At 70.8% G+C, this 11,132-nt stretch carries 11 protein-coding genes; 9 read left to right on the top strand and 2 right to left on the bottom strand.

Annotated elements, in window-relative coordinates; genetic code table 11:
• Positions 1–3: 3 nt before the first annotated feature.
• On the bottom strand, positions 4–1,140 hold the full coding sequence (locus tag ACZ5VQ_RS07905) for an alpha/beta hydrolase-fold protein (protein ID WP_469104159.1): 1,137 nt from the start codon (positions 1,138–1,140) through the stop codon (positions 4–6).
• Between the two features lie 172 nt (positions 1,141–1,312).
• Between ACZ5VQ_RS07905 and ACZ5VQ_RS07900 the strand changes: the two genes are divergently transcribed.
• The 3 genes from ACZ5VQ_RS07900 to ACZ5VQ_RS07890 are packed head-to-tail and all read left to right on the top strand — an operon-like array spanning position 1,313 to position 3,369.
• Positions 1,313–1,525: an MbtH family protein gene (locus tag ACZ5VQ_RS07900; RefSeq protein ID WP_362072853.1), complete on the top strand. Its 213-nt coding sequence runs from the start codon at positions 1,313–1,315 to the stop codon at positions 1,523–1,525.
• 39 nt (positions 1,526–1,564) lie between these two features.
• Entirely contained in the window at positions 1,565–3,139 is a 1,575-nt protein-coding gene (locus ACZ5VQ_RS07895) for an amidohydrolase (RefSeq protein WP_469104158.1), read from the top strand.
• Positions 3,136–3,369 (top strand): hypothetical protein, encoded by a 234-nt coding sequence (locus tag ACZ5VQ_RS07890; protein WP_469104157.1) that lies wholly within the window; start codon positions 3,136–3,138, stop codon positions 3,367–3,369. Before ACZ5VQ_RS07895 ends, ACZ5VQ_RS07890 begins: the two co-directional genes overlap by 4 nt.
• Positions 3,370–3,420: 51 nt before the next feature.
• Here the strand turns inward: ACZ5VQ_RS07890 and ACZ5VQ_RS07885 are convergent, their stop codons facing one another.
• Complete coding sequence (locus ACZ5VQ_RS07885) at positions 3,421–4,080, bottom strand: isochorismatase family protein (RefSeq protein WP_469104156.1); 660 nt, start codon at positions 4,078–4,080, stop codon at positions 3,421–3,423.
• 136 nt (positions 4,081–4,216) lie between these two features.
• On the opposite strand from ACZ5VQ_RS07885, the gene ACZ5VQ_RS07880 reads away from it, so the two are divergent.
• The 6 genes from ACZ5VQ_RS07880 (at position 4,217) to ACZ5VQ_RS07855 (ending at position 11,105) form a co-directional block, all read left to right on the top strand.
• Positions 4,217–6,316 (top strand): penicillin acylase family protein, encoded by a 2,100-nt coding sequence (locus ACZ5VQ_RS07880; RefSeq protein ID WP_469104155.1) that lies wholly within the window; start codon positions 4,217–4,219, stop codon positions 6,314–6,316.
• Positions 6,317–6,427: 111 nt separating this feature from the next.
• On the top strand, positions 6,428–6,973 hold the full coding sequence (locus ACZ5VQ_RS07875) for an RNA polymerase sigma factor (RefSeq protein WP_469104154.1): 546 nt from the start codon (positions 6,428–6,430) through the stop codon (positions 6,971–6,973).
• A gap of 88 nt (positions 6,974–7,061) precedes the next feature.
• Complete coding sequence (locus ACZ5VQ_RS07870; protein WP_469104153.1) at positions 7,062–7,712, top strand: helix-turn-helix domain-containing protein; 651 nt, start codon at positions 7,062–7,064, stop codon at positions 7,710–7,712.
• Between the two features lie 47 nt (positions 7,713–7,759).
• A complete protein-coding gene (locus ACZ5VQ_RS07865) occupies positions 7,760–9,100 on the top strand; it encodes a M24 family metallopeptidase (protein WP_469104152.1) in 1,341 nt (446 codons plus the stop codon).
• Between the two features lie 95 nt (positions 9,101–9,195).
• Positions 9,196–10,137: a thiamine pyrophosphate-dependent dehydrogenase E1 component subunit alpha gene (locus ACZ5VQ_RS07860; RefSeq protein ID WP_362073233.1), complete on the top strand. Its 942-nt coding sequence runs from the start codon at positions 9,196–9,198 to the stop codon at positions 10,135–10,137.
• Positions 10,125–11,105 (top strand): alpha-ketoacid dehydrogenase subunit beta, encoded by a 981-nt coding sequence (locus ACZ5VQ_RS07855; RefSeq protein ID WP_469104151.1) that lies wholly within the window; start codon positions 10,125–10,127, stop codon positions 11,103–11,105. The genes ACZ5VQ_RS07860 and ACZ5VQ_RS07855 overlap by 13 nt, the downstream gene beginning before the upstream one ends.
• The last annotated feature ends 27 nt before the right edge of the window (positions 11,106–11,132 follow it).

Raw genomic sequence — 11,132 nt, 5'->3', positions numbered from 1 at the left:
AAATCACGACGCTCCCCGCGGAGCGCCCAGCACCCAGGCCACATCCCTCAACAGGGCATGCCGCCACCCCGCCCGATCATGCCCCGCAGGGGATCGCGAAACCCGCACAGCCGCCCCGCCCTCCGAGGCCAACGCCTCAACCGACTCACAGTGCGGCAACATCCGCGTCTCATGCTCACCGACATCGAACGCAACCCGCAGCCCGGCGAGTTCGGCGGCCCCCCGATCCCGCAGCCGCGCGGCGATGGCCCCGCCGAGCGGGCCGCCGAACGGGTCGGCCAGACCCATCGCATCGGGTGTCCACCAGAACGACCCCGACTGACAGGCGACACGCGACACCAACTCCGGGAACTCCAACGCCGCGTACATCGCGCTCAGCCCCCCGAGGCTCTGCCCGGCGACCACCAGTCGGTCCGGATCGGAGGGGACGTCGGACTCCGCGACCAACGGCAGCAGTTCGTCCCGGACCGCCTCCCAGAGTTCACGCCTGCACGCGAACTCGGCCTCCCTGTCCTTGCTCGGAAGGAAGATGAGTGTGACCGGGGGCATCTCACCACTGGCGACGGCCGAGTCGAACGCGGTCATGGCCGGATGCAGGTACAGCCAGTCGTCCCCGTCGAGCAGCAGGACCACCGGCCCGCCGCCGCCCACCGGATGGACCCGCACGGTACGCCGCCCCCCGAGCCGTTCACTGGCCCAGCGGAGCCGGGTGAGCGGGAGGGGCAGTACGACATCGGCGCCGATGACGGGCCAGTGCGGCTGGGCCGGGGCGTCCGGGGTCGCGGCGATGGACCGGTCACCGCCCGCACCGACCGGGTTGAACGGGTCGGCGTACGCCGCGTCGTCCGCGAGGAACCGGTAGGTCACCCGCAGCCGCGCGGGCATGCGCACCTCGGCGTACCAGCAGTCCGTGTCGCCCCACCGGCGCAGGGGGACCGGCTCCGACCAGCTCTCGAACTCGATGCTCGCCGGAGAGCCGCGCCACAGGAACAAGGTCACCCAACCGCCGCCGTCGGCAGGTACGGACGCGGGTGTCCCCGCCGCCGCCCAGAACTCGTCGGTGCCTGGTTTGCCTGGCAGTCCGTACCCAACGAAGGCGTTCTCCCTGTCGGCCGCGAGGCCGGGAACGGCGTCGGTCACGGCCGGACCCCTTCGATCGCCAGGCGCATGAACGTCTCCTTGTGAGAGGGAAGGGGCAAAGGCTAAGCTCGCTGCTAATTAGGCGAGCCTAACCTAATCATTGCATTCCTCTCCATCCCCGATTCCGCCCCGGCTCCATCCCCGATGCGCTTCCTGAAAGGGCCACCGACACATGAGCACCAACCCTTTCGACGACACCGAAGGCCGCTTCCTGGTTCTGGTGAACGACGAGGGCCAGCACTCGCTCTGGCCGTCCTTCGCCGCCGTGCCCGGGGGGTGGACGGTTGCCTTCGACGAGAACACCCGAGAGGCGTGCCTGGACTTCATCGAGGCCAACTGGACGGATCTGCGCCCCCGGTCCCTCGCGGCGTCCATGGACGTGTGACCCTGCCGACCACTCCGGGGGGGGGGGGGGACACCGCTGATGCTCTGCACCAGACTGACGAACGCCCGCTTCCTCACCATGGATCCGGACCACCCCGTCGCTCACGAGCTGGGCATCTGGCGGGGCCGGATCGTGGGCCTGGACGCAGCCGTGACCTCCCTGCCGGCCCGCGAGGTGATCGACCTCCAGGGCGCCACCGTGCTGCCCGGGTTCATCGACAGCCATGTGCACCTGGCCTGGACCGGTTTCAAGGCGGGCACACCGAGCGTCGCCCCGTGCGCCTCGGTCGAGGACGTGCTCGTCGCCGTGGCCGAAGCGGTGGCGCGTACGCCGGAAGGGGGCTGGGCCGACCTCGCGGGGTACGACCAGCGCGGCCTCGGACGCCATCTGACCGCCGCCGAACTGGACAAGGTCAGCGCCGGGCGAAAAGTCTTCATGATGCACGACTCCGGACACGGCTGCATGGTCAACACGGCCGTCCTGGACCTGCTTCCCGCCGAACTCCCGCACGAGGAGGGCTTCCTGGCCGAGGGTGCCATGGGAGCCGCCCGGGCGCTTCGACTCCCGTACTCCCAGCAGGAGTTGGCCGAAGCGATCGGGCTGGCCGCCCGGACCTGTCTGGCCGAGGGAGTGACGGCCTGCGCGGAGGCGGGCATCGGCGGCGCGCTGTTCGGCCACAGTCCGGTCGAGCTCGGCGCCTATCAACTCGCCCAGGAGCAGGGCAAGTTGCCGCTCAGGGTCCAGCTCATGGTGTCCGCGGACCGGCTGCGCCCCGTCACCGCGCACGAGGGCGACGGCATTCCCCGCGCGCTCGACCTCGGCCTGCGCACCGGGTTCGGCGACGACCGGCTCTCCGTGGGCGCGCTGAAGATCTACACCGACGGCGGCATGATGGCCCGTACCGCCGCGCTGACCGGCCCGTACCAGGGGCTCGACCACACGGGCCAGTTGCAGGACGACCCCGAGGCCCTCGCGGACACGATCGTCGACGGGCATCTCGCGGGCTGGCAGCTCGCCGTGCACGCCATCGGCGACCGGGCGGCCGATGTCGCCCTGGACGCCCTGGAGCGGGCACAGCGGATCCGGCCGCGCCCCGGCGCCCGGCACCGCATCGAGCACGCGGGCCTGATCCGGCCCGACCAGCTGGAGCGCTTCGCGCGGCTGGGCGTGACGGCCGTGATCCAGCCGAACTTCCTGCGCTACTTCGGCGACGACTACGCGGCGATCATGGGGGAGGAGCGGGCGCCCTGGCTGTACCGGGGGCGAGGTTTCCTGGAGCACGGGATCACCCTCGTGGGCAGCTCCGACCGGCCCGTCGCGGACGGATCGCCGCTCAGGGCCGTGCAGTTCATGGTCGAGCGCGCGTCCGAGTCGGGTCAGGTCATCGGCCCGGAGGAGGGCATCACGGTCGACGAGGCCCTGCGCGCGTACACCGTGGCCGGCGCCTTCGCCTGCCACTGGGAGGACAGCGCGGGAAGTCTGACCCCGGGGAAGCGCGCCGACCTGGTCGTCCTGGGCGACGACCCGAGGAGTGTCGACGTCTCGAGCATCGGCGACATCGAGGTGGTCGCGACGTACGTCGACGGCCGTGAGACCGAGGAGGCCGCGTCGTGAGCACGCGGACGGACAACGACAACACCCGGTACGCACACCTGTGGCAGGGGTCGCCGTACCCGCACCGGTGGGTGCTCTGGGACACCGCCGGCGACATCCTGGTGTTCGACCGGGACGCCAACGGCCTTGTTGACATCGACGACGACCGCGTCCGGCACGAGGTCGTGCGCAGGATGCGCGAGGCGGGCGTACCGGAGAGCGACGACTATCCGGGTCGCCCCTGCTCGTGAACGACCCGCTTCGGCGAAGGCGAAGGCGAGAGTGAAGTCGGGGCGAGGGCATCACATGCTCTGTGCCGCCCTGCCGTGCAGGAGCTGGCGGATCAGCTGGTCGGTGGTGCACACGACGCTGGTGCGTCCGATCCAGCGCAGCGCCATGGAGTGGTCCTCGGCGGAGAAGTCGGCCACCGCGTCGGCCACGACGAACGGCTGGATGTCGTTCATGAAGGCGTCCGCGGCTGTCAGCAGTATTCCGAGATGTGCCTGCACCCCGCAGAGGATCAGCTGGTCGCGCCCCTCGGAGCGCAGCAGCCGGCCCAGATGACTGCGGAGAAAGGCGTTGTGGCGGACGTTGACCAGCAGGTGTTCCCCCACCCTGGGCGTGAGTTCCGCGACGATCGCCGCGTCGTCGCCAGGCTCCTGACCGATGCCGGGGCCCCAGATGTCGGTCATCAGCCCTCGCTGGCCCGGGCGTTGGGCGGCCGGCTCGGCGCTGAACACCACCGGCATGCCGAGTGTCCCCGCGAGCTCGCGCAGGGTGGCGCTGTTGTCGAGCAACTCCACGACGGGCGAGCAGTCAGGCGGGAAGGCCTGGACGAAGTGGTTCTGCATGTCGTGGATCAACAACGCGGCCCGTGCCGGATCGATCGTCCAGGGCGGGCCCGACGGGGGCACCGCGGAACGGTCGGGCATGGGATAGGAGTTGATGACCGGCAAGCCCATGGGCGGACTCCTCCCTGATGGCGTGAGTGCCGAGCCCGATTGAGGGAAGTTAGCTTAGCCTAAGCTAACTTGATGAGGGGTGGATCGTCAGGTGGCCGGTTCGGCCGAGTTACCAGGAGTTCGAGGAGCGAGGATCATGGCGAGCAGTACGTACCGGGACGCCTGGGGCATCCCGCATCTCCGTGCCTCCGATCCGCTGCGACTGGCCTTCGCCCAGGGGCGGAACGCGGCGCACGACCGGGCCTGGCAGATCGAGGCCGAAAGGCATCGCTCGCAGGGCACCACGGCCTCCTTCCTCGGGGCGGGCGCCGTCCCCTGGGACCGTTTCGTCCGCCGGGCCCGGCTCGACGACACGGCCCGGCGCTGCTTCGAAACGCTGGAGGAGGAGACGGCGGCCTGGGTGTCGGCGTACGTCGACGGGGTGAACGCCGGCATTGAGCGGGGAGCGGCCGACGCGCCGGAGTTCGCGGCCACGGGACTGGCCCCGGGAACCTGGCAGAAGTGGACGCCCCTCGGCGTCTGGCTCGCCCACCACATCCTCTTCGCCGGATTCCCGACCAAGCTGTGGCGCGAGGAGGTCGCGCACCGGCTCGGCGACGAGGCACTCGAACTCTTCGCCTCGGACGGCCCGGGCGCCTCGGGCTCCAACGGCTGGATGGTCGCGGGCGACCGCACGGCGTCCGGATCCGCGCTCATCGCGGGCGACCCCCACCGCTTCATCCAGGACCCGGGCTTCTACCAGCAGATACACCTCTCGTGCCCGGAGTACGACGTCGTCGGCTTCGCTGTTCCCGGGGTGCCCGGCATCGCGCACTTCGGCCACACCGGGACCGTGGCCTGGGCCATCACCAACGCCATGTCCGACTACCACGATCTCTACCGGGAGCGGCTGCGCACATCGGGCGACGGTATCGAGGCGCTGGGGCCCGAGGGGTGGCGGCCGGCCGCCCGTCACCGGGAGACCATCCAGGTCGCGGGCGGCGACCCGGTCGAGATCGACGTGATCGAGACGGAGCGCGGGCCGGTCGTCATCGACGGACCCGCCGAGGGGACCGGGGGCGACTCGGGACCCACCGCGCCCTCCGAAGGCATCAGTCTCCGCTATCCGCCCCGCGTCACCGAGGACCTGGGGTTCGACGTGCTCCCGGCCCTCCTCCGGGCCCGTACGGTCGCGGACGTGGACAGGGCGCTCGACCGCTGGATCGAGCCGGTGAACGTCGTGCACGCCGCGGACACGTCCGGCGGGCTGCTGCACCGTGTGGCCGGATACGTGCCCGTACGTCATCGGGAGAACGGGCTGCGGATCGTGCCCGCCTGGCGGGGCGGGCACGAATGGCAGGGCCGCCATGACACGCCCCGCGCCGAGGTGGACGGCATCGCGGTGATGGCCAACGAGCGTGGCCTCGCTGCGCCGTTGGGCACGGAGTTCGCCCCGCCCTACCGCGCCGACCGTATCGACGCTCTGCTGCGCGCGTCACGGCAGTGGGAGCCCCACGACATGGCGGCCATCCACATGGACACCCGACTCGCCTCAGCCGCACCCCTGTTGGAGCGAGTGGCACAGCTCGACGGAGTCGGCCCCGAGGCGGAGCGGCTGAGGGCGCGACTGCTGGCCTGGAACCGGCACATGGACGCCGACAGCACCGCCGCCGCGGACTACGCCCGGTTGCGCTCCGCGGTCGCGCAACGGGTCGCGGCCGCCCCCGAGTTGAAGAGCCTCGCCGTGCCGCCCCTGCCGTATCCCGCGGTGTTCGAGCCCTGGCTGAACCTCACCGCGAAGGTCGCCTACGCGCTGGAGAACCTGCTGGCCACCGAGCTCCTCCCGGGGCTGGACAGCGCGGCGGTCGTCCGGACGGCTCTGGAGGAGACGGCGCGTTCGGAGCCCGTCACCTGGGGCGAACTGCACCGGCTCGCACCCTGCCGGATACTCCCCGACACCGAGGGCGAGGAGTGGCCCGGCCTCGGCGGGGACCACGACTGTGTGCTCGCCACGTCGAGCACGCCCGGCGTGACCGACCTCAGCTCACGAGGACCGTCCGCCCGGTACGTCTGGGACCTCGCCGACCGCGAGAACAGCCTCTGGGCCGTGCCGCTGGGTGCACGCGGCATCCCCGGGGACCCGCACCGGCGGGACCAGCTTCCGCTGTGGCTGAGCGGTCAACTCGCCCCTGTCATCACCGATTTCGCGCTCCTCGTCGAAGAACCGGAGCACGGCTCCCGAGACATCGGAATGTGATCGTCCGTTCTTCATGCGGACGAATGAAAGGCGAAGGCCCCTGGTTTTTCGCTCTCCCCGCTCGGACAGACCGGGGGCATGGTTCACGGGAATTGGGCGGAGACTTCAGGCGTGTCCGGGATCGACGACCCGGAACTCCACGCATCCCAGGAGGAATTACGAAGGGCGTTGTCCTGGGAGGTGATCGCCGGCCACCGGGAGCGGCTGATGGGGCTTGTCCGCCGACGGCTTCCGAACGCGCAGGACGCGGAGGACTGCGTACAGGAGACGATGCTGAGGGCGGCCGCCTGCGGCGATCTGGATCGGGAGCGGATCGGCCCCTTTCTGACCACGGTGGCCCTGCGCCTCTGTGTCGACACCCATCGCGAACAGGAGCGGAGCAGGCGGCTGTTGCCCCGCACCGCCGATGTCCGTACGCCCGAGACCCCGGACGAGGGCGTGTGCGACAGGGACTTCGGGCGCTGGCTGCTCCGCCAGGTGCACCTTCTGAGGGGCCGGGAGCGGCAGGTCGTGCTCGCCCGCGCCCATGGAATCTCCACGCTGGAATTCGCCCGCATCCACCAGATCTCGGTCAAGGCCGCCGAGGGCGCGTTCACGCGCGGCCGTGCGCGGCTTCGGCTGATCTGCGCCAGGTCCATGGACGGTGTCGTGGCGTAGTCGGAGTACGACGTTTTAGAGCAACGCTCCCGATTCCTCCGGCGACGCTGTTCAATGAGCGTGAACGCATCTGCGAGAGGAGCCGTCCGTGTCCCCTGTGGTCGTGCCGCCCGTCGGCGCGCGCATCCGGCAGGCGCGTACGGCGCGGGGGATGAGCCTGCGCGGCCTCGCCCGGGAGATCGGGGTCTCCGCGAGCCTGATCTCCCAGATCGAGACCGGCAAGAGCCAGCCCTCGGTGAGCACCCTGTACGCGATCACCACCGCCCTCTCCATCCCGGTCGAGTCGCTCTTCGACGCGGAGGGGGAGAGGGTCCGAACCCCGGCGACGGCGGTCGTGGGCGCGCCGCCCGACACCGTGCTGCACGCCCTCGCCGCCTTCGCCGCCGACCCCGGCCGCAGGATCGGTCCGCTGGTCGGAAGCGGTGAGCGAGAGGTGCTTGAGCTGGATTCGGGAGTGATCTGGGAACGTCTCGGCCATGTTCCGGGAGCGGACGTCGACTTCCTGCGCGTGACCTACCGGCCCGGCGGGACCTCCTCCAGCGCGGGAGGCCTGATGCGGCACCCCGGCACGGAGTACGGCTATCTGACCTCCGGCGAACTCGTCCTCACGCTCGGTTTCGAGGAGCACGTGATCCGGCCCGGCGACGCGGTCTGCTTCGAGTCGACGACCCCACACCGCTACCGCAACGACGGCAGCGAACCGGCGGTCGGCGTCTGGTTCGTGTTCAGTATGGATTGACACTTTCCCCGGACGGTCGTTCACTCCGGATGAGGGTGGTGGTCGTCATGGCAATCCGCACATTCGGACCGAACGCCGTCGACTGGGAACAGCGCATCGACCTCGACCGGCTGCGCGCGCAGCGGCTGGCCCGGCTCCACGAGGCACTGAACCGCTCCGAACTGGGAGCGCTGCTCAGCTTCGACTTCGCCAACATCCGCTACATGTCGTCCACCCACATCGGCACCTGGGCGATGGACAAACTGATCCGCTTCGCGCTGCTCGTCCGCGGCGGCGAACCGATCGTCTGGGACTTCGGCTCCGCCGCCCGCCACCACCAGCTCTACAACCCCTGGCTCGACTACGGCGACGGCAAGGAAGGCAGCCCGCCCACCGGCGCCCGCGCCGGCATCTCCACCCTCCGCGGCGCCTTCCACCCGGACGCCGGCATCGGCGCGGACGTCGCGGCGAAGGTGGCGGCGGAACTGCGCGAACACGGCCTGGCGGGCGAGCCGTTGGGCGTCGACCTCGCCGAGATGCCCGTCCTGCACGCCCTCAAGGAACAGGGTATCGACGTCGTCGACGGCCAGCAGGTCTTCCTGGAGGCCCGCCGCGTCAAGACACCCGACGAGATCTCCCTGCTCACCCAGGCCTGCTCGATGGTCGACGCCGCCTACGAGGAGCTGTACGCCCATCTGCGGCCGGGCGTACGCGAGAACGAGTGCGTCGGACTCGTCAGCAAGGTCCTCTACGACCTCGGCAGCGAGTACGTCGAAGGCGTCAACGCCATCTCGGGCGAGCGCTGTTCACCGCATCCGCACGTCTACAGCGACCGGCTGATCCGCCCCGGCGACCCCGCCTTCTTCGACATCCTGCACAGCCACCTCGGCTACCGCACCTGCTACTACCGCACGTTCGCCGTCGGCAGCGCCTCGCCCGCCCAGCGTGACGCGTACATCCGCTGCCGCGCCTACATGGACGAGGCCATCTCCCTCGTCAGGCCCGGTGCCACGACCGCCGACATCGTCCAAGTCTGGCCGCGCGCCGAGGAGTTCGGCTTCCCGGACGAGACGGCCGCCTTCGCGCTCCAGTACGGGCACGGGGTGGGCCTGTCCATCTGGGAGAAGCCGATCTTCAGCCGCCTCGTCTCGCTCGACCATCCCGAAGTCCTCGAAGAGGGCATGGTGTTCGCCCTTGAGACCTACTGGCCGGCGGCCGACGGCTGGTCGGCGGCGCGTATCGAGGAGGAGCTCGTCGTCACGGCCGACGGGTGCGAGGTGATCACCAAGTTCCCCGCCGAGGAACTCCTCGTCGCGGGCCGCAAGTACTGGACCGTCGGCGGCGAACTCGACACCCGGCGCGAGTCCCAGTCCCACCTCAACACCCGCGAGGGCAGGGGGGAACGATGACGCACGCCCCTCACCCGGACGCCTCCGGGCCGGAAGCCCCGCAGCGGGAGTCCGCAGAACCGGACGCGGCCCAACTCCTCGCGCTGTACGAGCAGATGGCCGTCATCCGGCGTACGGAGAAGGCCGCCCACGACCTGTTCATGTCCGGCCTCGTCAAGGGAACCACCCACCTCGCCGCCGGACACGAGGCCATCGCCGTCGGCGCGAGCGCGGCCCTGCGTGACGACGACTACGTCTTCGCCACCTACCGCGGCCACCACCACGCGCTGGCCCGCGGCGCGACCCCCGAGGAGTGCCTCGCCGAACTCATGAGCCGCGCCACCGGCCTGTGCGGGGCCAAGGGCGGCTCGATGCACCTGACCAAGGCGTCGAGGAACATGCTCGGTTCGTACGCGATCGTCGGCGCTCATCTCCCGATGGCGGTCGGCGCCGCCTGGTCGGCCCGGCTGCGCGGCACCGAACAGATCGCCGTGGCCTTCTTCGGTGACGGCGCGACCAACATCGGCGCGTTCCACGAGGCGCTCAACCTCGCCGCCGTGTGGAAACTGCCCGTCCTGTTCGTCTGCGAGAACAACCTCTACATGGAATACACCCCGATCGCCGACGTGACCGCGGTCGCCAACCCCGCGGCCGACCGGGCGCCCGCCTACGGCATCCCCGGCGAGATCGTCGACGGCAACGACGTGGTCGCCGTCCAGGAGGCGGTGACCCGCCTCGCGGGTCGGGCCCGGGCAGGAGACGGGCCCAGCCTGCTGGAGGCGCAGACCTACCGGCACTTCGGCCACAGCCGCGCCGACCCGGCGACGTACCGCCCGGCGGAGGAGGTCGAGCGCTGGCTCAAGCACGACCCGCTGGACGTGGCACGCGGCCGCCTCGCCGAACTCGGGGTGCCCGCCGAGACGGTCACCGAGGCCGACGAGCGCGCAACCGGCCTCGTACAGGCGGCAGTTGAGGACGCCAAGCGCGCGCCCGCGCCCGATCCCCGGGAGGCGCTGACCGACGTATGGGCCGACGGAGGTGCGGCGTGGCGGACGTGATCACCTACCGGCAGGCGGTCGCCGAGGGCATCGCGCGGGAGATGCGGCGCGATCCGACGGTGGTGTGCCTGGGCGAGGACATCGGCGCGGCGGGTGGGGTGTTCAAGACGACCGCCGGGCTGTACGAGGAGTTCGGGTCCGGGCGGGTGTGGGACACGCCGATCTCCGAACAGGCCATTGTCGGGGCGGCGATGGGCGCCGCGATGACCGGCATGCGACCCGTCGCCGAGATCATGTTCTCCGACTTCCTCGCCTGTTGCTGGGACTACCTCGCCAACGAGATACCCAAGGTTCGGTACATGACGGGCGGTCAGGTCACCGTGCCGCTCGTGGTGCGTACGGCCAACGGCGGTGGGCTCGGCTTCGGCGCGCAGCACTCGCAGGCCACCGAGAACTGGGCACTGACCGTCCCCGGGCTGAAGATCGCGGCACCGGCCACCCCCGCGGACGTGGTCGGCATGATGGCGGCAGCCATCCGCAGCGACGACCCCGTGGTCTTCTTCGAGCACAAGGGACTCCTCGCGGCCAAGGGGGCGCCCGCGCCGCCGGACCACGTGGTCGAGCTGGGACGCGCGGCCGTCGTGCGCGAGGGCGCCGACGTCACGCTCGTGGCCCTCGCCTCGATGGTGCCGGTCGCGCTCACCGCCGCCGAACGGCTGGCCGAGGAGGGCATCGAGGCGGAGGTGATCGACCTGCGCTGTCTGGTGCCGCTCGACACCCGGACCGTGCTCGGCTCCCTCGCGAGGACCTCGCGGCTCGTGACCGTCGAGGAGAACCCGTACCAGGGCGGCTGGGGCGGCACACTCGTGTCGGTCGTCGCCGACGAGGGATTCGGCCTCCTCGACGCGCCCGTGCGCCGGGTCGCCGCCGAATGCGTGCCCCTGCCCTTCGCGGACGCGCTCGAAGAGCAGGTGATCCCCACCGTCGACAAGGTCGTGACCAAGGTCCGCGACCTCACCGCGTACTGAACTCGGCAAGGAGAGAGGCGAGTAGGG

The sequence above is a fragment of the Streptomyces sp. NPDC033178 genome (genome assembly GCF_055577685.1).
The sequence above is the reverse complement of the archived record's forward strand: the minus strand, read 5'-3'. Positions and strand labels throughout refer to the sequence as shown.